17 protein-coding genes are annotated in these 20,979 nt (G+C 70.4%); 9 read left to right on the forward strand and 8 right to left on the reverse strand.

The annotated features are described in order from the left end of the window. The first annotated feature begins 4 nt into the window (after positions 1 to 4). The gene (gene ung, locus ACK4SG_RS09290) at positions 5 to 718 is read left to right on the forward strand and encodes a uracil-DNA glycosylase (RefSeq protein ID WP_409601458.1); all 714 of its coding nucleotides are present in this window, start codon (positions 5 to 7) and stop codon (positions 716 to 718) included. A 151-nt stretch (positions 719 to 869) separates the two neighbouring features. Next, complete coding sequence (gene rpoH / locus ACK4SG_RS09295) at positions 870 to 1,736, forward strand: RNA polymerase sigma factor RpoH (protein ID WP_409601459.1); 867 nt, start codon at positions 870 to 872, stop codon at positions 1,734 to 1,736. Between the two features lie 78 nt (positions 1,737 to 1,814). Here rpoH and tal read toward each other — a convergent pair whose 3' ends face one another. After that, complete coding sequence (tal, locus tag ACK4SG_RS09300) at positions 1,815 to 2,756, reverse strand: transaldolase (protein ID WP_409601460.1); 942 nt, start codon at positions 2,754 to 2,756, stop codon at positions 1,815 to 1,817. Between the two features lie 50 nt (positions 2,757 to 2,806). After that, entirely contained in the window at positions 2,807 to 4,999 is a 2,193-nt protein-coding gene (locus tag ACK4SG_RS09305; protein WP_409601461.1) for a primosomal protein N', read from the reverse strand. Positions 5,000 to 5,808: 809 nt separating this feature from the next. Between ACK4SG_RS09305 and ACK4SG_RS09310 the strand changes: the two genes are divergently transcribed. Further along, complete coding sequence (locus ACK4SG_RS09310; protein ID WP_409601462.1) at positions 5,809 to 7,206, forward strand: DUF3106 domain-containing protein; 1,398 nt, start codon at positions 5,809 to 5,811, stop codon at positions 7,204 to 7,206. Positions 7,207 to 7,236: 30 nt separating this feature from the next. Here ACK4SG_RS09310 and ACK4SG_RS09315 read toward each other — a convergent pair whose 3' ends face one another. Beyond that, positions 7,237 to 8,415, reverse strand: coding sequence for a DUF3667 domain-containing protein (locus tag ACK4SG_RS09315; RefSeq protein ID WP_409601463.1), 1,179 nt, complete (start codon positions 8,413 to 8,415; stop codon positions 7,237 to 7,239). A gap of 71 nt (positions 8,416 to 8,486) precedes the next feature. Between ACK4SG_RS09315 and ACK4SG_RS09320 the strand changes: the two genes are divergently transcribed. Both ACK4SG_RS09320 and sppA read left to right on the forward strand, forming a co-directional pair. Beyond that, positions 8,487 to 9,872, forward strand: a complete 1,386-nt coding sequence (locus ACK4SG_RS09320; RefSeq protein WP_409601464.1) for an MATE family efflux transporter — start codon at positions 8,487 to 8,489, stop codon at positions 9,870 to 9,872. Positions 9,873 to 9,945: 73 nt separating this feature from the next. Then, positions 9,946 to 11,838, forward strand: a complete 1,893-nt coding sequence (sppA, locus tag ACK4SG_RS09325) for a signal peptide peptidase SppA (protein WP_409601465.1) — start codon at positions 9,946 to 9,948, stop codon at positions 11,836 to 11,838. A 63-nt stretch (positions 11,839 to 11,901) separates the two neighbouring features. On the opposite strand, the gene ACK4SG_RS09330 is transcribed toward sppA, so the two are convergent. Beyond that, on the reverse strand, positions 11,902 to 12,123 hold the full coding sequence (locus ACK4SG_RS09330) for a hypothetical protein (protein ID WP_409601466.1): 222 nt from the start codon (positions 12,121 to 12,123) through the stop codon (positions 11,902 to 11,904). Between the two features lie 61 nt (positions 12,124 to 12,184). Here ACK4SG_RS09330 and ACK4SG_RS09335 point away from each other — a divergent pair, with 61 nt between their 5' ends. Beyond that, complete coding sequence (locus tag ACK4SG_RS09335) at positions 12,185 to 12,964, forward strand: SDR family oxidoreductase (RefSeq protein ID WP_409601467.1); 780 nt, start codon at positions 12,185 to 12,187, stop codon at positions 12,962 to 12,964. Between the two features lie 30 nt (positions 12,965 to 12,994). Here the strand turns inward: ACK4SG_RS09335 and acs are convergent, their stop codons facing one another. Beyond that, positions 12,995 to 14,938 carry an acetate--CoA ligase gene (acs, locus tag ACK4SG_RS09340; RefSeq protein WP_409601468.1) on the reverse strand — a complete coding sequence of 648 codons (1,944 nt, stop codon included), beginning with the start codon at positions 14,936 to 14,938 and terminating at the stop codon, positions 12,995 to 12,997. Positions 14,939 to 15,158: 220 nt separating this feature from the next. Between acs and ACK4SG_RS09345 the strand changes: the two genes are divergently transcribed. Continuing rightward, on the forward strand, positions 15,159 to 17,276 hold the full coding sequence (locus ACK4SG_RS09345; protein ID WP_409601469.1) for a M13 family metallopeptidase: 2,118 nt from the start codon (positions 15,159 to 15,161) through the stop codon (positions 17,274 to 17,276). Between the two features lie 139 nt (positions 17,277 to 17,415). On the opposite strand, the gene ACK4SG_RS09350 is transcribed toward ACK4SG_RS09345, so the two are convergent. From ACK4SG_RS09350 to ACK4SG_RS09360, 3 genes are all read right to left on the reverse strand, one after another. Continuing rightward, the gene (locus ACK4SG_RS09350) at positions 17,416 to 17,628 is read right to left on the reverse strand and encodes a cold-shock protein (RefSeq protein WP_409601470.1); all 213 of its coding nucleotides are present in this window, start codon (positions 17,626 to 17,628) and stop codon (positions 17,416 to 17,418) included. Positions 17,629 to 17,875: 247 nt separating this feature from the next. Then, positions 17,876 to 18,208 (reverse strand): EF-hand domain-containing protein, encoded by a 333-nt coding sequence (locus ACK4SG_RS09355; RefSeq protein WP_409601471.1) that lies wholly within the window; start codon positions 18,206 to 18,208, stop codon positions 17,876 to 17,878. Continuing rightward, a complete protein-coding gene (locus ACK4SG_RS09360) occupies positions 18,205 to 19,422 on the reverse strand; it encodes an acyl-CoA desaturase (RefSeq protein ID WP_409601472.1) in 1,218 nt (405 codons plus the stop codon). Before ACK4SG_RS09360 ends, ACK4SG_RS09355 begins: the two co-directional genes overlap by 4 nt. A 90-nt stretch (positions 19,423 to 19,512) precedes the next feature. On the opposite strand from ACK4SG_RS09360, the gene mutM reads away from it, so the two are divergent. Continuing rightward, a complete protein-coding gene (gene mutM, locus ACK4SG_RS09365; RefSeq protein WP_409601473.1) occupies positions 19,513 to 20,325 on the forward strand; it encodes a bifunctional DNA-formamidopyrimidine glycosylase/DNA-(apurinic or apyrimidinic site) lyase in 813 nt (270 codons plus the stop codon). Between the two features lie 70 nt (positions 20,326 to 20,395). Continuing rightward, entirely contained in the window at positions 20,396 to 20,977 is a 582-nt protein-coding gene (locus ACK4SG_RS09370) for an ECF-type sigma factor (RefSeq protein WP_409601474.1), read from the forward strand. The last annotated feature ends 2 nt before the right edge of the window (positions 20,978 to 20,979 follow it).

Here is a 20,979-nt window from a genome sequence, read left to right on the forward strand (position 1 = left end):
CGGGATGCATGCCCCCGTCCCGCCCGACATCCGCCTGGAGCCGAGCTGGAAGGCCCGCGTGGGCGACTGGTTCGCCCGCGACGACATGCGCGCGCTGGCCGCGTTCCTGCGCCAGCGCAAAGCGGCGGGCGCCACTGTCTACCCGCCCGGCGGCGAGATCTTCGCCGCGTTCGACGCCACCCCGTTCGATACGGTGAAGGTGGTGATCCTTGGCCAGGACCCGTACCACGGGCCCGGCCAAGCCCACGGGCTGTGCTTCTCGGTCCGCCCGGGGGTGCCGGTGCCGCCCTCGCTGGACAACATCTACAAGGAGCTGGCGCGTGACACCGGCTTCGTGCGCCCGGACCACGGCTGCCTGCTGCCCTGGGCCCGCCGCGGCGTGCTGCTGCTCAACAGCGTACTGACGGTCGAAGCCGGCCAGCCCGGGTCGCATCAGGGCAAGGGCTGGGAAGGGTTCACCGACCACGTGGTGGACGTGCTCAATCGCGAGCGCGAGCATCTGGTTTTCCTGCTGTGGGGCAGTTATGCCCAGAAGAAGGGCGCGGTGATCGACCCGCGCCGGCACCGGGTGTTGAAGGCCCCCCACCCCTCGCCGCTGTCCGCCCATCGGGGCTTCCTGGGCTGCGGACACTTTTCAGCCGCCAACCAGTACCTTGCCCGGACCGGGCAGGCGCCGGTGGACTGGTCGCTGCCACCGGCTCGGGCGTTGATTTCCTGAGCATCGCCCCCAATTTTGTTGAATACGATGGGCGCGGCCAACCGCCAGCTGAACGGGCCATCGTTCCATGAGTGCAACGCTCAGAACTTTCTCTGCGTGTTAGCAGTCAAACATGGCGACTGCTAAAATCAAGCACATGAGGGAGACCGCCATGACGTCCACCGCACTTGTCGCCAACAACCTGCCGCTCCCCAGCGCGATGGGCTCGCTGGAGGCGTACATCAGCGCCGTGCACCAGATCCCCGTGCTCTCCGTCGAGGACGAGCAGCGTCTGGCGCACCGCCTGCGCGAGCACAACGATCTGGCCGCTGCGCAAGAGCTGATCCTCTCGCACCTGCGCTTCGTGGTGCACGTGGCCCGCGGCTACAGCGGCTACGGCCTGCCGCTGGGCGATCTGATCCAGGAAGGCAACATCGGCCTGATGAAGGCGGTGAAGCGCTTCGACCCGGCCGTGGGCGTGCGTCTGGTGAGCTTCGCGGTGCACTGGATCCGCGCCGAGATGCACGAGTTCATCATCAGGAACTGGCGCATCGTGAAGGTGGCCACCACCAAGGCGCAGCGCAAGCTGTTCTTCAACCTGCGCAAGAGCAAGACCCGCCTGGGCTGGCTCAATGCGGAGGAAGTCAGCGCCGTTGCCCGGGACTTGAACGTCTCCGAGCGCGAAGTGCTGGAGATGGAGTCGCGCCTGTCCGGCCGCGACATCGGCTTCGACGCGCCCGATGATGCCGACGACGACCACGCCCCGCCGGCGCCGGTCAGCTACCTGGTCGCCGACGACGGCGACCCGGCCGCTGCCTACGAATCCGCCGACAGCGAGGCCGACCAGCTGGACGTGCTGCGCGAGGGCATGGCCAAGCTCGACGCGCGCTCGCGCGACATCATCAAGCGCCGCTGGCTGGATGCCGACAGCAAGGTGACCCTGCAGGAACTTGCCGACGAATACGGCGTCTCCGCCGAGCGCATCCGCCAGATCGAGGCCAACGCGCTGAAGAAGATGAAGGCGCTGTTCGCGGCGTAAGCCACTGCACCCGCTTCCATCCCGAACGGCCCGGCACAGCCCGGGCCGTTTGCGTTCCTGCGGCCGGGGCGCCCGGCCTCAGCCCAGCCGCGGCGCCAGCAGCGCCTCCAGCGCGCGCTGGTCGACGGCGAACTTGCGGATGCCCTCGGCCAGTTTTTCGGTGGCCATCGCATCCTCGTTGTGCTGCCAGCGGAATGCCGGCTCCGGGAGAGGCGGCGGCGCGGGCAGCCGCTGGCCGTCGTCGCTCAGGGTGCGCGTGACCAGCGCATCGGACTGCGCCAGTTCGGTCAGCAGCTCCGGCGCGATGGTCAGCCGGTCGCAACCGGCCAGCGCCAGCACCTGCCCGGTGTTGCGGAAGCTGGCGCCCATCACCACGGTGCCGTAGCCGTGCCGCTTGTAGTGCTGCCAGATGCGGGTGACCGACTGCACGCCCGGATCGTCCTGCGGCGTGGCCGGCGGCACCATGCCGTGGGCAAGGTGCCAGTCGAGGATGCGGCCGACGAACGGCGAGATCAAAAACACGCCGGCATCGGCGCAGGCCACCGCCTGCGCAAACGAGAACAGCAGGGTGAGGTTGCAGTGGATGCCCTCGCGCTCCAGCCGCTCGGCCGCGCGGATACCTTCCCAGGTGGCCGCGATCTTGATCAGCAGCCGGTCGCTGCCGATGCCGGCATCGGCGTACAACTGCACCAGACGGCGGGCCCTGGCGACGGTGGCCTCGGTATCGAAGCTCAGCCGGGCATCGACCTCGGTGGAGACACGGCCCGGAATCAGCTTGAGGATCTCGCCACCGATGGCCACCGCCAAGCGGTCACAGGCATCGGCCAGCGGATCGTCGCCGCTTGCCGCAGCGACCGCAGCGGCCAGATGCGCGGCATACGCCGGCAGCGCAGCCGCCTTGAGCAGCAGCGACGGGTTGGTGGTGGCGTCCGTCGGCGCGAAGCGGGCAATGGCCTGGATGTCGCCGGTGTCGGCGACCACGGCGGAGTGCTGGCGAAGCTGGTCGAGCTGGGAGGTCATGCAGCGGGCCCGTGCAAAGGTGGGCCGGGCATTGTCGCCGAAGCCGCGCGTCAGTACAGGTCCACCGGATCCACGTCCAGCGACCAGCGCACGCGGCGCGCCTCGGGCGCGGCGTGCAATGCCGGCACCACCGCCTCCAATGCGGCGTGCAGGGTGCGGCGGTCGGGCGCGGACACCACCAGCTGCGCACGCACGTAGCCGGCACGGCGCGGCATTGGCGCGGGCAGCGGGCCGGAGGCCTCCACCGCGAAGCCTTCCAGCGTGGTCTTCGCTGCCTGCAGGAACCGCATCGGCGGGTCGGCATGCCTGGCCTCCGCGCGCAGCAGCGCCAGGTGCGCGAACGGCGGGAAGCCGGCCGCCTGGCGCAGCGCCAGTTCGCCATCCGCGAACGCGTGGTAGCCGCCGGCCACCAGCGTCTGCAGCAGCGGATGGTCGGGATGGTGGGTCTGCAGCAGCACCGTCCCCGCGCGCTGCGCGCGGCCGGCGCGGCCGGCCACCTGCACCAGCAGCTGGGCAAGCTTCTCGCCGCTGCGGAAATCGGCGGAGAACAGGCCCTCGTCGATGCCGACCACCACCACCAGGGTGAGGTTCGGCAGGTCGTGGCCCTTGGCCAGCATCTGCGTGCCGATCAGGATGCCGGGGCGCGTGCCCAGGTCGTCGAAATGCCGCTGCAAGGCATCGCGATGGCCGGTGCTGCCGCGATCGATGCGCAGCACGGGCACCTCGGAAAAACGTGCCTGCAGTTCAGCCTCGATCCGCTCGGTGCCATTGCCCTGCGGCTGCAGCGCCAGACTGGCGCAGTCCGGGCAGGCCGGCGGCGACGGCTTGCGGTAGCCGCAGTGGTGGCACTGCAGGCGTTTGCCGTGCGCATGCACGGTCATCGGCGTAGGCCGGTTCTCGGTGCTGCAGCGCGGGCAGTGCGCACTCCAGCCGCAGTCGTGGCAGAGCAGCACCGGCGCGTAGCCGCGGCGGTTGCGGAACACCAGCACCTGGCCGCCGGCGGCCAGCGCGGTGCCGATCGCATCCAGCGCTTCCTGCGACAGCCCGGCGTGCAGCGGCCGCTTGCGCACGTCCAGCACGCGCACGCGCGGCGGCTGCGCGGCGCCGGCGCGCTGGCGCAGGCGCAGGTGCGCATAGCGCCCGGCCTGCGCGTTGTGCAGCGTTTCCAGCGCGGGCGTGGCGCTGCCCAGCACCACCGGTACGCCCAGCGCGCGCGCGCGCACGACGGCGAAATCACGCGCGTGGTAGCGGATGCCGTCGAACTGCTTGTAGCTGCCGTCGTGCTCTTCGTCGACCACGACCAGGCCCGCCTCCGGCAGCGGCACGAACACGGCCGAACGCGTGCCCACGATCACCCGCGCCTGGCCGGTGGCAGCCGCCCACCACGTCGCCGCGCGCGCGTTGTCGTTCAGACCGGAATGCAGCGCGTGCACCGGCACGCCCAGCCGCGCGCGGAAGCGCGCCAGCGCCTGCGGGGTCAGGCCGATCTCCGGTACCAGCACCAGCGCCTGCCTGCCGCGCGCCAGGCAGTCGGCGATCGCCTGCAGATAGACCTCGGTCTTGCCGCTGCCGGTCACGCCGTCCAGCAGGAACGGGGCGAAGCCATCGGCGGCGCGGATGGCATCGATGGCGACCTGCTGCTCGGCATTGGGCTGGAGAACACCCTCTGCCGGCGCGCGTGTGCTGATGGCCGCATCCAGCACGAGTGCGTCCACCAGCCCGCGCTCGCGCAACGTCCGCAGCGGCGTGCGCCAGCCCGGCAGCGCGGCATCCAGCTGGCGCTCGTCACGGGCTTCCTCGGCCAACAGGGTGGCCAGCGCCTTCGGCTTGCCTGCACGCATCGCCGGCAGCGCGGTGCGGCCGGCCTCGTTCAGTGCCCAGCCACGGCGTGTGCTGTCGGGCAGCGGTTCGCCGCGGCGCAGCGCTGCCGGCAGCGCGGTCGCCAGCACCTCGCCCAGCGGCGCATGCAGGTAGCCAGCCAGCCAGCGCAGCGACGCCAGCAGCTCGCCGTGCAGCACCGGGCCGTCGTCCAGCGCGGCCAGGGCGGCGCGCAGCTCCACGCCCGGTTCGGCCATCCCATGCGCCACCACCAGCCCGCAGGCCTGGCGCGGGCCGAACGGCACCCGCACCCGTTGGCCCACCGCCACCGCCTCGGCCGCCAAGCCGGGCGGCGGCAGGTAGTCGAACAGGCGCGGCAGCGGCACCGGGAGGGCCACGCGCAAGACGGAGAGGGAAGCAGACATGCCGCCCAGTCTAGCTGCCAGCGGTGCCGTTCTGGTTGCGGGACACACCTGACCCCGGGATCACCAAAATCCGGCAAACCCATGTTCCTGAACGGAAAATTTGTTTATCCACACGCGCTGTGGATAAGTCTGTGTATGGCGACTGCACAGACCTGCGCAGGGGCCGTCACAGCAGCACCTTCTGCAGCTGGACAAATTTTCGCCACATCTATAAATGCCAATGAATTCAATTTGTTATCCGTGGAACAGCGTGCCACCGTGACGGGCATTTGACGTGGAACCGCCGGATGTGACGGTTTCTTCGCGGCTGTGCACAACTCCACGGGCCCCAGCCCGCGCCCCTGCTGGCGGAGCCGGCCGAGTCCCCACTGTCAAGGCGCACTGCATCCAGCATCGTCGGAATCGCGATCCGGGCACCGGCCACCTTCTGCGAACGGGTTCACAAAACCGAAGCAACCGGTTGTTCCGGATTGCAATTTCCCGTTATCCACACGTTCTGTGGATAACCCTGTGCGTGTTGTCCTGGCGGTGCCTTCCAATCCTTGCCGCTCCGCGTCAGGCGGGCGGCTGGAGAACATCTCGCCACCTGAGATATTCTTTTAGATATCAGCAACTTATGGAGCTTCCATCGAATCCGGAAGGCGCACATCCCCTGCTGCCCGCCGCGGACGCGCGATGTGCGGGTGCTGTGCACAACTGCGCCGGCCCACAGGCCGCGCCAGCGCTGGAGGAGCCCCGGCCGGCCGGTCTGTCAAGCCGTGGCGCAGCATGGACGCAAGGCTAAGATGGGGCGTGCACAGCCTTCCGCCATGACCGGCGCCTCGCCGCCCCCCACCCAACCCGCCGCGGTCGCCGCCTTCCTGCGCGGGCTGGAGCGTCGTGCCCGCCTGCTGGCACAGGTCCAGGCCGGCGACCCGGCCTCGGCAGCGCGCGCCTTGGACGTGACGGCGCGCGTGTTCACCGCGGACGCGGCGCAGTGGCCGTTGGCACAGTGGCCCCGCCAGTACTGGCGCCTGCTGCTGTCCGTGCCGGCAATGCGCCAGCCCGGCACGGCACCGGTCGCCCTGTTGCCCGGTATCGCCCGGTTGGCGCCCGCGCCGCGCGCGGCGATCCTGCTGCACCTGGTCGCCGGCCTCGACGACGCCGATGCGGCCGCGGCGCTGGGCATCGCCGTGGATGCCTACCAGGCGCGCATCCGCGACGCCCTGCCGCGCGATGCGCTGGGCCAGCCCGACGTGGACGTGTGGCGCGCCTGGCGCGCCGCCAGCCAGCGTGCGCTGGACGCCCTGCCGGAGGCGATGCCGGTTGCCGGCACCGCCGCACCGGCCAACGCCAAGCCCGACGCGCCCCGTCTCCGTACCATCGACGGCCAAGATCGGCACCGCCGCCGGCTGCGCTGGCTGTGGCTGGGCGTGGCGCTTTGCGCGGCGGCGCTGGTCGCCACCTTCCTGCTGCATCCGCGCGGCCGTGCGCTGCTGGGCGAATGGCGCAACCCGGTCCACGTGACCCCGCTGCCGCCGGCCGACGCGCCGCAGGCGCGCTTCGATCCCGGGGATCCCGCACTGCATCCCGACCTTGCCCTGCTGCAGGCCCCGGCCGACCTGCGGCTGGCGCGCGAGCTGCCACTCCTGGCGTGGCTAGCGACGGAAAACGCAACCGCGGCGCAAGCGACCGACACCGATACCAGCGCCGCGGCCGCGACATCCACCACGCCGGCGACACCCGTCGTCGCCCCGACGCCGGACGCCTCCACGCTTGCCCAACGCCTGAAGGCCTGGGACCGGCTGCCACCGCAGGCGCGCGCAGCGCAGCGCGGCGCGTGGGCGGAATGGCAGGCACTGACCGACGCCGAGCGCACCACCCTGCGCGCCACCGCCGCCCGCTTCGACGCGCTGCCGCTGGACCAACAGCGGGGACTGCGCGACCGCTACGCGCAGCTGCCATTCGACGCCCGCCGCGGCTGGCACCTGGGCCCACGGCTGGGCCGCGACTGGCCAAGGATCGTCCCGCTATTTGCTTTCGTCGCGCCTGACGAGCGCACGGCGCTGCTGGAACTGCTGCGCCAAGCCACGCCCGAGGATTTCGAAGCGCTGGCGCGACTGGCCCAGACCACCCCGCCGGAGGACCGCGCGGCCCTGCGCCGCGACCTCTTGGCGCAGGCGCCCGCGCAGCGGACGGCCTGGCTGCAGGGGCGGCTGCAGCGCTAGGCGACGGCCGCCACCGGCGCAGCAGCGGCGCTACATCGAGACCAGGCCGATCATCGCGGCCGCGCTGACCGCAAACGCCAGCAGCACCGAATAGATCATGCCCAGCGCGCCGTATTTCAGCAGCGTCATCGGCCAGCCCTGGCCGTAGACGCGCTTCTGCATCAGCAGCAGGTAGACGGGCATCCACAGCAACAGCAGACCCTCGACCCAGTCGAACACGCTGTTGAGCCAGGTACCGTCCGGCGCGAAGGTTTCCGACGGTACGTGCGCCAGCAATACCAGCAGCAGGCACAGGCACAGGAACGCGTGGCTGTGCAGCGCCACGATCAGGTGCTCCATGTACAGCCGGCGCTTGAACACGTAGGCCAGCTTGAGCAGCAGCGCGAACACCGGCACCAGCACGAACAGGGTGGTGGGAATGGCGCTGAGCACCGCGTCCTTGAACGCGCCGGGATCCTTCTTGAGGCGCTCGATGTTGGCGTTGGCGTGTTGGGCCTGCGTGTTGAGCCAGCGGTTGGCGAACTCGGGCAGCCAACCGATGGCGATGGGATGCTGCTCGGCATCCCAGGGCTGGCCGTTGATCACCAGCCCCTTGTCGCGCGGGAAGGCAGGCGCGGGCGGCGGCGCCGGCGGTGCAGCGCTCACGCCCTGCGCCTGCAACTCACGAATGCGCTTGTCGGCGGCGTCGCGGATCGCCTGCTGCCCGGCCTCGATGCCCGCAATGCCGGCCGCGGCCGGCGTGCCCGCCATCTCCCGCTTGGCCTCGTCCATCTGCTTGAGGCGCGCGTCGCGTTCGCGCACCACGGCCTCCACGGTGGTCGCGCTGGCAATCGCGCTGTCGCCCTCGCCAAGGTTGACATTGGCGTCGATCTGCACGGTCAGCCGGGCGACGAAGAACGCCAGCACCGCGAGGAAGAAGAACAGCCGGAACGGCGTGACGTAGCGCACCTGGCGGCCGGCCAGGTACTCGAGGGTCAGGAAGCCGGGCCGGGTGAACAGCGGGCCGAGGGTGCGCAGCACGCGCAGGTCGAGATCGAACACGCTGTCCAGCAGGTCCCCGAAGACGCTGCCCAGCGGGCGCATCAGGCCTTTCACCGGCTGCCCGCAGGCGTGGCAGTACGGGCCCTGCAGGGCCGCCCCGCAGTTGCGGCAGTGCGTCGGATGCACGGGTTCGGTGGGGGCAGGGGCGGGGGCGGCGGTCGCGTTCATGCCGGTAGAATGACAGGCCGCACCGCGCCGACACCAGCGCGTGCCCCGGTCATCTCCCCGATAGCTCTCCCATGCCCACTCCTCTTGCCCGCCTCCGGGACGATGCGGCCCGTACCGCGCGCCTGGCCGCCCCGCTGGCGGCCGGTCACCTGTCGCACGGGCTGGTCGGCTTCATCGACACCGTCGTCGCCGGCCATCACGGCACCGCCACCCTGGCCAGCGTGTCGGTCGGCGCCGCCCTGTTCTGGCTGCCGATGCTGGCGCCGATGGGCACGCTGATGGCGCTGCCGCCGTCGGTGTCGCAGCTGGACGGCGGCGGCGGCCGCGCCGAGATCGGCCCGCTGTTCCGCCAGGCCCTGTGGCTGGCCGCACTGCTGGGCGTGCTGCTGTTCGGGTTGATGACGCTGCTGCCGCTGGCGCTGGGGCCGATGGGCATCGCGCCCGACATCGCGCCCGGTGCCACCGCCTTCCTGCACGCGATCCGCTGGGGCATCCCCGGCTTCACCCTGTACCTGGCCATGCGCTACCTCAGCGACGGCCTGCACTGGTCGATGCCGACCATGCTGCTGGGCTTCGGCGGCCTGCTGTTGCTCGCACCGGCAGGCTACGTGCTGACCAACGGCCTGTTCGGCCTGCCCGAGCTGGGCGCGGCCGGCGTGGGCATCGCCTCGGCGCTGATGTTCTGGCTGCAGGCGATCGCATTTGCGGTGTACCTGTGGCGCGCGCGCCGCTTCGCCGACCTTGGCCTGTTCGCACGTTGGGACCGGCCGCACGGTGACACCCTGCGGACGCTGCTGCGCACCGGGCTGCCGATCGGCGTCACTGTGACCATGGAGGGCGGACTGTTCGCAGCCACTGCCCTGCTGATCGGGCGGCTGGGCGAAGTGCCAGCAGCGGCGCACCAGATCGCGCTCAGCGTCGCCTCACTGTGCTTCATGGTGCCGTTCGGCCTGGCCGAGGCCACCACCGTGCGGGTGGGCCACGCGCTGGGCCGCGGCGACCGCGAGGGCGTGCGCCGTGCCGCCTTCGCCGGGTTTGCGCTGGCGCTGGCCACACAAGCCGGCTCAGCGCTGCTGATGCTGCTGGGCCACCAGGCCATCGCCAGCCTGTACACCACCGACCCCGCGGTGATCGCGCTGGCCGGCAGCCTGCTGCTGTACGCGGCTCTGTTCCAGTTCCCCGACGGCATCCAGGTGGTGTCGGCCGGCGCCCTGCGCGGCCTCAAGGACACCCGCGTGCCGATGTGGCTGGCGGCGCTGGCCTACTGGGGCATCGGCATGCCGGTGGGCGCCGGGCTGGGCCTGGCGCTGGGCTGGGGCGCACGCGGCATGTGGCTGGGCCTGAGCGCCGGCCTGACCGTCGCGGCGGTACTGCTGTGTCGGCGCTTCTTGCGCAGCAGCCTGCGCATCCCCATGCAGGCTCCCGGTCCATCCGGCACCGTGACCGATGCCGCATGAATCCTCCCCGCCCGCCCGCTAGCATCCCCCTGCAGGCCGCCCTCCCGCGGCCCGTTCCCCCCGGAGTCACGCAATGAACGAACCGCGCCGCCGCGGCCCCATCGCCCGCCTCGCCATCGGCCTGTGGGACGCAATCAACTTCAGCCGTCGGCTGGTCTTCAACCTGCTGTTCCTGCTGGTGCTGACCATCGTGCTGCTGGCCATGTTCGGGGGCGGCAAGCTGGCGCCGCTGGAGCAGCGCTCGACGCTGGTGTTCGCGCCGGAAGGCCGGCTGGTGGAACAGTACAGCTGCGATGCCTTCAGCCGCACGCTGGCGCGCGCCACCGACAGCAGTGATTGCCGCGAGGTGCGCCTGCGCGATGTGTTGCGCGCGCTGGACGCAGCCCGCACCGACAAGCGCATCGAGCGCGTGGCGCTGTACCTCGACAATTTCGCGCCCAGCGGCTTCGCCTCGCTGCGCGAGGTGGCCGCCAAGCTGGCCGCGCTGCGGGCCGCCGGCAAGCAGGTGGTCGCTTACGGCGATGCGTTCGAACAGGGCCAGTACCTGCTGGCGGCGCAGGCCAGCGAGATCTATCTCGACCCGATGTCGCCCGGCGGCGTGATGCTGGACGGGCTGGCATCGTACCGGCAGTACTACCGCGAGGCACTGCAGGACAAGCTGGGCGTCGACATGCACCTGTTCAAGGTGGGCCAGTACAAGTCCGCGGCGGAGCCCTACATCCTGGACGCGGCCTCGCCGGCCTCGAAGGAAGCCGACCTGTTCTGGATGGGCGACGTGTGGCGCCGCATGGTGGCCGATGTCGGCAAGGCGCGCGGGCTCGACCCCGCCACCCTGGACACCTACGCCAACACGCTGCCGGAACAGGTCGCTGGCGCCCGCGGCGACCTGGCCGCGCTGGCGCTGCAGCAGAAGCTGGTCACCGGCCTGAAGACGCGCGATGAAGTCGACCAGTTGCTGGCCCAGCGCGGTGTGGCCGACGACAACGCCGAGGGCGGGTTCCGCCAGGTGGCGCTGGACACCTATCTGCAGCATCTCGATGGTGCGCTGCCGCAGACCGACCTGCGCCCGCAGGTGGCGGTGGTCGTCGCTGAGGGCGAAATCGCCAGCGGCCGCCTGCCGCCCGGCAAGGTGGGCGGTGACTCCACCGCTGCGCTGCTGCGTGATGCGCGGGACGACGACGACGTGAAGGCGGTGGCACTGCGGGTCAACTCGCCCGGCGGCGAAGTGTTCGCTTCCGAGCAGATCCGCCGCGAAGTCGAGGCGCTGAAGGCTGCGGGCAAGCCGGTGGTGGTGTCGATGGGCGACGTGGCCGCCTCCGGTGGCTACTGGATCAGCATGAACGCCGACCGGATCTATGCCGATCCGTCCACCATCACCGGCTCGATCGGCATCTTCGGCCTGTTCCCCACGCTGGACCGCACGCTGGGCAAGCTGGGCGTGCGCACCGACGGCGTCGCCACCGCCAAGTACGCCGGCGCGTTCGACATCACCCGGCCGCTGGACCCGGGCGTGGCCACCACCGTGCAGGCGGTGATCGAGAAGGGCTACCGCGACTTCACCGGCAAGGTGGCGCAGGCGCGCGGCAAGTCCGTGGACGAAATCGACGCCGTCGCCCAGGGCCGCGTGTGGACCGGCGCACAGGCGCAGGCACGCGGGCTGGTGGACGCGCTGGGTGGGCTGGACGATGCCATTGCGGACGCCGCCGCACGCGCCAAGCTGGGGCCGGCAGGACGCTGGCAGGTGCGTTACGTCGAGGAGGCCACCGTGCCGCTGTCGCAGATGCTGGCCGGGCTGATGCAGAGCCGGGCCGGCGTGGGCCTGCTGCGCGGCACCGGCGTCGGCGAGCTGCTGCTGGCCCGCCACCTGCAAGAGCAGGCGCCGCTGCGCTTCGTGCAGGATGCGCTGGAACACCGCGGCCAGGCCCGCGTGAAGGCACTGGCGTACTGCTTCTGCGCGCCGCTGTAACGGCCACGGCCGCCGCTGCGACGCCGACGGCCGATCCACGGCACGGGTGACGACGGTGCGGCGCTACGGCGTCGCGGCGTCGGCCGCGCGGGCGCCTTCGGCGGCCTGCGCCTGGGTGGCGGCCGCGGCATCGCGCGCGGCGTCCTTGTAGGCGTTCGCACTGGCGGTGACGGGTGACATGGGGGCCTTGGGTACCGGCGGCCGCTCCGGATCGGGCGGTGACGGCGCGGAACAGGCGGCCAGCAGTACCGGGATGGCGAACGACAGCGACAGGGCACGCGGCATGGCGACCTCCGGCGATGGGCTTGGCCTATCCTACGCCGGTCGTTTCCTTCGGAGATCACCGATGCATTCGCCCCGCTGGAGCCTGCATGGGCACCGCGCACTGGTCACCGGCGCCAGCGCCGGCATCGGCCTGGCCATCTGCCGCGAACTGCTGGGCTTCGGTGCGCAGGTGCTGATGGTGGCGCGCGACCCCGACCTGCTGGAGCAGGCGCGCGCCGAACTGGAAGACGAATTTCCCGGCCCGGAAGACGCGGTGCTGGCGCTGCCGGCCGACGTCACCGACGACGAGCAGCGCGCCGAGATCATCGACTGGGCCGCCGACCAGGGCGGCCTGCACATCCTGATCAACAACGCCGGTGGCAACCTCACCCGTCCCGCGCTGGACTACGGCGAGGACCAGTGGCGCGGGATCTTCGAGACCAACCTGTTCTCCGCCTTCGAGCTGTGCCGGCTGGCGCACCCGCTGCTGTCCAAGCACGCGGCATCAAGCATCGTGAACATCGGCAGCGTGTCCGGCCTCACCCACGTGCGCAGCGGCGCGCCCTACGGCATGAGCAAGGCAGCGCTGCACCAGATGACGAAGAACCTCGCGGTCGAGTGGGCCGAGGACGGCATCCGCGTGAACGCGGTGGCGCCCTGGTACATCCGCACCCGCCGCACCAGCGGCAAGCTGGCCGACCCCGACTATCTGGACGAGGTGCTGCTGCGCACGCCGATGGGCCGGGTGGGCGAGCCGGAGGAGGTCGCGGCGGCGGTCGCCTTCCTGTGCCTGCCCGCCGCCAGCTACATCACCGGCGAATGCATTGCCGTGGACGGCGGCTTCCTGCGCTACGGTTTCTGACGGCCGGCGCGGTGGCCGCCGCGCCGTGGCTCAGCTCTGGCGGCGATTGGCCACCAGCGACTCCACCACCGACGGATCGGCCAGGGTGGTGGTGTCGCCCAGCTGGTCGGGCGCACCCTCGGCGATCTTGCGCAGGATCCGGCGCATGATCTTGCCGCTGCGGGTCTTCGGCAGGCCCGACGCCCACTGCAGGAAATCCGGCGTGGCGATGGGGCCGATCTCCTTGCGCACCCACGCCACCAGCTCCTTGCGCAGGTCTTCGCTCTCCACTTCGCCGGCCACCAGGGTGACATAGGCGTAGATGCCCTGGCCCTTGAGGTCGTGCGGGAACCCGACCACCGCGGCCTCGGCCACCTTGGGGTGCGCGACCAGCGCGCTTTCCACCTCGGCGGTGCCGATGCGGTGGCCGGACACGTTGATCACGTCGTCCACGCGACCGGTGATCCAGTAATACCCGTCTGCGTCGCGGCGGCAGCCGTCGCCGGTGAAGTACATGCCCGGGTAGGTCTTGAAGTAGGTGTCGATGAAGCGCTGGTGGTCGCCGTACACCGATCGCATCTGGCCAGGCCACGAATCCAGCAGCACCAGGTTGCCTTCGGCGGCACCGTGCAGGAGTTCGCCGCCGGCGTCCACCAGTGCCGGCTGCACGCCCGGCAGCGGCTTGCTGGCGGAGCCGGGCTTGAGGTCGGTGGCACCGGGGATCGGGCTGATCAGGATGCCGCCGGTTTCGGTCTGCCACCAGGTGTCGATGACGGGGCAGCGGCTGTCGCCCACGTTCTCGTAGTACCAGCGCCAGGCCTCGGGGTTGATCGGCTCGCCCACGCTGCCCAGCACGCGCAGCGACTTGCGCGAGGTCTTCTTGACCGGCTCCACGCCCTCGCGCATCAGCGCGCGGATGGCGGTGGGCGCGGTGTAGAACAGGGTCACGCCGTGCTTGTCGATCACGTTCCAGAAACGCGAGTAATCCGGGTAGTTGGGAACACCCTCGTAGATCACCTCGGTGCAGCCGTTGGCCAGCGGGCCATAGACGATGTAGCTGTGGCCGGTGACCCAGCCCACGTCGGCGGTGCACCAGAACACGTCGTCCGGCTTCAGGTCGAAGGCCAGGTCGTGGGTGTAGGCCGCCCACAGCAGATAGCCGCCGGTGGTATGCAGCACGCCCTTCGGCTTGCCGGTACTGCCGGAGGTGTAGAGGATGAACAGCGGGTCTTCCGCGTTCATGCGCTCCGGCTCGCAGGTCGCCGGCTGGCTGTCCACCACGGCATCAAACCAGCGGTCGCGCGGCATCTGCATGTCCACCGCGCCACCGGTGTGACGCACCACCAGCACGGTCTCCACCGAATTGGTACCGGGCAGCTTGAGCGCGGCGTCCACGTTGGCTTTCAGCGGCACCTTGCGGCCGCCGCGCAGGCCTTCGTCGGCGGTGATGATGAGCTTGCTGGTGCAGTCCGCCACGCGGTCGGCGATGGAATTGGGCGCGAAGCCACCGAACACCACCATGTGGATCGCACCGATGCGGGCGCAGGCCAGCATGGCGATGGCCGCTTCCGGGATCATCGGCAGGTAGATGGTGACGCGGTCGCCCTTGCCCACGCCGAGGTTGCGCAGCGCATTGGCGAGCTGGCACACGCGGGCGTGCAGCTCGCGGTAGGTCAGCTTCCGCACCGGCGCGTCCGGGCTGTCCGGCTCGAAGATCAGCGCGACCTTGTCGCCGTGTTTGTCCAGGTGGCGGTCCAGGCAGTTCACGCTGGCGTTGAGCTCGCCGTCGGCGAACCAGCGGATGCGGAAGTCCTTCAGGTCGTAGCTGACGTCCTTGATCCGGGTCGGCGCCTTGTACCAGGCAAGGCGCGTGGCAAGGCCAGCCCAGAACGCATCGGGGTCGTTCAGCGCCTGCGCGTAGGCACGTTCGTAGGCGGCGTGGTCGACGTTGGCCCGGGCCGCGAATTCGGGCGCCACTGGATAGATGTCGCTCATCGTGCTTTCTCCATTCGCCACGCAGCGGTGGCTGCAGGCACCAGTGTGCCGCATCGCTGTGCCAGGGTGATCGCTCCGGCATCACCGCCGCTGTGCCGACGGCAGCCGCCGGGTTAACCCGGCCAGCAGGACCGGGTACCGCGCCCTCTGACTTCCTGCACATGCCCCTACGGCCCATGGGCGCAGGATAGGCGGGCATTTCCCCTCGAGGCTGCCGCCCATGCACACCCGTTCCCTCCGCCGCGCGCCGCTGGCGCTCGCCCTGCTGTGCGCCGTTGCCGGCGCCTCCCTGACCGCCTGCAAACCCGGCGACGACGCGGCGCCCAAGGCTGCGGCCGCGCCGGCCAGCGTCCCGGCCGCCGCCGGCGTGGGCATCGACCTGGCCGGCATCGACAAATCGGTGCAGCCGGGCGACGACTTCTACGCCTACGCCAACGGCACCTGGCAGAAGACCACCGAGATCCCGGCCGACCGCGCCAGCACCGGCGTGTTCTACACCGTGTTCGAGAAGGCTGAAAAACGCCTGGCCGACCTGGTGCAGTCGCTGCAGAAACAGCAGCCGGCACCGGGTACCGACGCGCGCCGCATCGCCGATTACTACGCCGCCTACATGGACGAGGCCGGCATCGAGGCGCGCGGCCTGGCGCCACTGCAGCCCACGCTGGATGCGGTGGCCGCGATCAACGACGGCAAGGCACTGTCAGCCTATCTGGGCAGCACGCTGCGCGCTGACGTCGATCCGATCAACGCCACCAACTACTACACCGAGAACCTGCTGGGCCTGTTCGTAGCCGCCGGCCTGGATGCGCCGGAGAAGAACGTCGGCTACCTGCTGCAGGGCGGCCTGGGCATGCCCGACCGCGAGTACTACCTGTCCGCCGACAAGGACATGGCGAAGACCCGCGACGCCTACAAAGCCTATATCGCCGCGCTGCTGAAGCAGGCCGGCGACACGGACGCCGAGAAGAAGGCGCAGGCCATCTTCGACCTGGAGATGAAGATCGCCAAGGCGCAGGCCAGCGTGGTGGACACCCAGGACATCCACAAGGCCAACAACCCGTGGCCGACCGCCGAGTTCGCCGCGCGCGCGCCGGGCATCGACTGGCCGGCGTTCTTCGAGGCCGCGCAGCTGGCCGGCCAGCCGACGCTGGTGGCGTGGCAGCCGGACGCGATCAAGAAGCTGTCGGCGCTGGTGGCCAGCCAGCCGCTGCAGACGTGGAAGGACTACCTGCGCTTCCACGCCATCAGCCACAACGCCTCGCTGCTGCCCAAGGCCTACGCCGACCTGCGCTTCGGCTTCTATGGCACCCAGCTGTCCGGCGCCACCCAGCAGCGCGACCGCTGGAAGCGCGCGCTAGCCGCCACCGACGGCGCGCTGGGCGACGCGATCGGCCAGCTGTACGTGAAGCAGTACTTCCCGGCGACCTCGAAGGCGCGAGTGGAAGCGATGGTCTCCAACATCCTGGCCGCCTTCCGCGACGGCGTGGACCAGCTGGCGTGGATGAGCCCGGCCACCAAGACGCTGGCCAAGCAGAAGGCCGAGACCATGAAGGTGGGCGTGGGCTATCCGGACACCTGGCGCGACTACTCCGCGCTGGAGGTGAAGGCCGACGATCCGCTGGGCAACGCGCTGCGCGCGGCGAAGGCCGAGTACGCGCACCAGCTGGCCAAGCTGGGCAAGACCCCGGATCGCGGCGAGTGGTGGATGACCCCGCAGACGGTGAACGCGGTGAACCTGCCGCTGCAGAATGCGATGAACTTCCCGGCCGCGATCCTGGAAGCGCCGTTCTTCGACCCGGCCGCGGACGACGCCGCCAACTACGGCGCCATCGGCGCGGTGATCGGCCACGAGATCAGCCACGGCTTCGACAACCTGGGCGCCGAGTTCGACGCGCAGGGCCGCCTGCACAACTGGTGGACGCCGGAGGACGCCGCCCACTTCAAGGCCGCGTCCGAGCGGCTGGTCAAGCAGTACGACGCGTACGAAGCGCTGCCCGGCCTGCACATCAACGGCCAGCAGACGCTGGGCGAGAACATCGCCGACGTCGCCGGCCTGCAGGCCGCGTACGTGGCGTACCACAAGGCGCTGGGCGGCAAGCCGGCGCCGGTGATCGACGGCCTGACCGGCGACCAGCGCTTCTTCCTCGCCTTCGCCCAGGCCTGGCGCGAAAAGCAGCGCGACGCGGCCCTGCGCGCGCAGGTGGTGGGCAACGAGCATGCTCCGGGCCAGTGGCGCGCGCTGACGGTGCGCAACATCGATGCGTGGTACCAGACCTTCGGCGTGAAGGACGGCCAGAAGCTGTATCTGGCGCCGGAGGCGCGGGTGAAGATCTGGTAAGCGCATCCCCTCGATGCGGTGCCCCGGACGCCGGCCTTGTGCCGGCGTTCGGCTGTCCGGCCCCCTGTCGGACCGTGATGGCCCCAAACGAAAACGCCCGGCACGAAGCCGGGCGTTTCGGGTCACGCGTGGGCGTGGCTCAGAGCGGGCGGACCTGCTCGGCCTGCATGCCCTTCTGGCCCTTCACGGCCACGTAGGAGACCTTCTGGCCTTCCTGCAGGGACTTGAAGCCCGAGGACTCGATCGAGCGGAAATGGACGAACAGGTCGTCACCGCCGGCGTCCTGGGTGATGAAGCCAAAGCCCTTGGCATCGTTGAACCACTTCACGGTTCCGGTTTCGGAATTCGACATTGCAATTGCTCCTTGTAACGGATGAAGCCGCGGGTGCGGCGGAAACGCTGGCGCCAAGGAGAATTGAGAAGCGGGTGTAACGATGCAGAGGAACGAGCGACTGCAACATCAGGCCACAATTCAAGGTGACCCTTGTCATTCAGCCCGGTCACGGTAGACGCATCGGGGGAGGAAAGCAAACCGGCGCAACGACGCGGTTCAGGCAGGCGCGCTGGCGCGTCGGGGCCAAAACCGCCGAAACGGCCGCTCAGCGCGGCGGCGCGGCCAGTTCGCGGGCATCCAGCACGCCGTCGCGGTTGGTGTCCTGGCGGCGGAAGCGTTCCGCCAACTGCGCGCGATGCGCGGCCCGTGTGAGCGGGGCGCCGCGACCGCCGGGCAGCTCGGGGGGGGACAGCACGCCGTCACGGTCGCGGTCCATGCGGTCGAACGCATAGCCCATCCAGTCGAGGTATTCGGGCAGCGAGACGCGGCCATCGCCGTCCACGTCCATCCGCGCCAGGTAGTCCCCGGCGCGCTGCACCTGCTGGGCCTGCGCCGCAATCGGCAGCAGGCAGGCCAGCAGGGCGGCATGGCGGTTCACGCCGGGGCGAGCGCGTAGCCGCGCAGGCGCGCGGCATAGTCCTGCAGCACGCGCACGCCGCTGGCCTCGGCCTCGGCGCACCAGGCCTGCAGGCGACGCAGGCGCTCGGCGGCGTCGTGGCCGCGGCTTTCCAGCACGTCGGCCAGGCGGCGGCGGTGCTCCAGCAGCGCGCGGATGCGCGGACGCGCGTCCACCCACGCCTGCAGCTGCGCGCGCGACTCGGGGGTCAGCCAGCGGCCGTCGTCCACCATGCCCTTGCGCAGCCGGCGCGGCAGCAGCGCGCGCAGCTTGGCGCCCGCCGCGGCGGCTTCTTCCTTCAGCGCCGGCTTCAGCACGTTGCGCTGGTAGTCCGTCATCGCCTGGAAGCGGAGCGCCAACAGGGCCTTCAGCGTCTCCGCGTCGGGCATGGCGATGTTGGGGCGCAGGTTCAGCGACGGCGCGACGCGCAGCACCTTGGCCAGGCGCACCTTTTCCAGCAGCTTGATGGCCGCCCAGCCGATGTCGAATTCGAACCGGCGCAGCGCGAACTTTGCCGACGACGGGAACGCGTGGTGGTTGTTATGCAGCTCCTCACCGCCGACCCACACCGCCCACGGGGTCAGGTTGGTGGCGGTGTCGGTGGTCTCGAAGTTGCGGTAGCCCCACCAGTGGCCGAGGCCGTTGATGACGCCGGCGGCCCAGAACGGGATCCACGCCATCTGGATCGCCCACACGGCAACGCCCTTGAAGCCGAACAGCACGAAGCTCACCGCCAGCAACAACACCACACCAAGGTTGGCGTGGCGGGTATAGAGATGGCGCTCGATCCAGTCGTCCGGGCAGCCTTTGCCGTACTGCTCGATGTCCTCGCGCCGCAGTCGCGCCTGACGGTACAAATCCGCGCCGCGCCAGAACACCGTGCGGATGCCCTTGTGCATGGGGCTGTGCGGGTCTTCCTCGGTCTCGCACTTGGCGTGGTGCTTGCGGTGGATCGCCGCCCACTCCTTGGTGATCATCGAGGTGGTCAGCCACGACCAGAAGCGGAAGAAGTGCGCCACCACCGGATGGAAATCCACGCCGCGGTGGGCCTGGCTGCGGTGCAGGTACAAGGTGACGGTGAAGATGGTGATCTGGGTGGCCACCAGCAGGTACAGCAGCATCTCGCCCCAGCCGAACTGGAGCAGGCCGCCGGCAAGGAAGTCGAGGAGGGCGGGGTCGAGCAGGGACGCGGGCATCGGGTGACTCGGATGGAAAGGCGCGAGATAGCGCCTTGGAATGATGCCACGGCGTGGCTGACTGCCGCCCCGACGCGGCATCATGGGCGCATGCCCGAACTGCCCGAAGTCGAGACCACCCGCCGCGGCCTGCTGCCCCACGTCGAGGGCCGCCGCGTGGAGGGCGTGCTGCTGCGCCGCCCCGACCTGCGCTGGCCGATCCCGCGCGAGGTGGAGGAGCTGCTGCCGGACCAGCGCATCGATTCCATCCGCCGCCGCGCCAAATACCTGCTGCTGGACACCGCCGCCGGCAGCGCGCTGCTGCATCTGGGGATGTCCGGCAGCCTGCGCGTGCTGCCCGCCGACGCGCCGGTGCGTGCGCACGACCACGTGGACGTGCTGCTGGAAGGCGAGCGCGTGCTGCGCTTCAACGACCCACGCCGGTTCGGCTGCCTGCTCTGGCAGGCGCCGGGGCAGACCCACCCGCTGCTGGCCGGGCTGGGCCCGGAGCCGCTGTCGGAGGCGTTCGACGGCGACTACCTGTTCGACCTCAGCCGCGGCCGCAAGACACCCGTCAAGACATTCCTGATGGACCAGGCGGTGGTGGTGGGCGTGGGCAACATCTACGCCGCCGAGGCATTGTTCCTGTCCGGCATCTCCCCGCTGCGCGCAGCCGGCCGGGTCTCGCACGCGCGCTACATCGCGCTGGCACAGGCGGTGAAGGCGATCCTGGGCCACGCCATCACCCGCGGCGGCACCACCCTGCGCGACTTCCTCAGCCCGGACGGCACGCCAGGCTACTTCGAGCAGGAATTGCTGGCCTACGGCCGCGGCGGCCAGCCCTGCACCCGCTGCGGACGGCTGATGAAGCAGGCCAGCCTGGGCCAGCGCACCACCGTCTGGTGCGGCCACTGCCAGCGCTGAGAGCCACAGGACCGGTGCTGCGCCGCGCATTGGGTATAGTGCCGGGCGTCCCCCGACTCCCTGTTGCCCGATGACCGACACCGGCGACATCACCGTGCTGCTGGGCGCCGCCCGCGAGGGCGATCGCGCCGCGCTGGACCGCGTGCTGTCCATGCTGTACCAGGAGCTGCACGGGATGGCCCGGCGCCAGCTGGCAGGCCAACACCACGGCCACACCCTGGACGCGACCGCGCTGGTCCATGAGGCATACCTGAAACTGGTAGGCCGCGGCAACGGCAGCGGCCAATTCGACGACCGTGCGCATTTTTTCGCCTACGCGGCCTCGGCGATGCGTTCGGTGGTCGTGGACTATGCCCGCCAGCGGCTGGCGCAGAAGCGCGGCGGCGACCTGCACCGCATCACCGAACTGCCGGACAACCTCGAAGGCGGCTTCCGTCTGGACGAGGACATGCTGGGACTCGATGAAGCGCTGACCCGCCTCTCCGGCGTCGATCCCAGGCTGACCCAGGTGGTGGAACTGCGCTACTTCGCCGGCTTGTCCGAGCTGGAGATCGCCGCGCTGCTGCAGCGCTCCGAGCGCAGCGTGCGCCGTGACTGGCAGAAGGCGCGGATGTTCCTGCTGGCCAGCCTGCAGGAACCTGCAACGCGCTGACC

This window comes from Thermomonas sp., from assembly GCF_046293095.1.
Classification (GTDB): Bacteria; Pseudomonadota; Gammaproteobacteria; order Xanthomonadales; family Xanthomonadaceae; genus Thermomonas.